General features: G+C 66.2%; 1 protein-coding gene. It reads left to right on the plus strand.

The genetic code is table 11. The features are described 5' to 3' along the window. The coding region (locus NQU54_RS48870) for a polyketide synthase (RefSeq protein ID WP_257636697.1) at positions 1-402 on the plus strand (402 nt) is incomplete at both ends.

A 402-nucleotide genomic window follows, 5' to 3' on the forward strand; every position in this document is an offset into this window, starting at 1 on the left:
TGGTCCGGCGCAGCGGCGGGTGATTGGTGCGGCGTTGGCGGATGCGGGGTTGTCTGCGTCGGATGTGGATGTGGTGGAGGGGCATGGGACGGGGACGCGGTTGGGTGATCCGATTGAGGTTCAGGCGTTGATCGATGCTTATGGTGGGGGTCGGGGTTGTGGTGATCCTTTGTGGTTGGGGTCGTTGAAGTCGAACATCGGTCATACGCAGGCGGCGGCTGGTGTTGGTGGTGTGATCAAGATGGTGGAGGCGTTGCGGCATGGTTGGATGCCGGCGACGCTGCATGTGGATGAGCCTTCTCCGCATGTGGACTGGTCGGGCGGTGGTGTGCGGCTGCTGGCCGAGGGGCGAGGGTGGCCGGAGCGGGACCGGCCGCGTCGGGCCGCGGTGTCCTCGTTCGG

Source organism: Streptomyces malaysiensis subsp. samsunensis (genome assembly GCF_024519315.1).
Classification (GTDB): domain Bacteria; phylum Actinomycetota; class Actinomycetes; order Streptomycetales; family Streptomycetaceae; genus Streptomyces; species Streptomyces malaysiensis.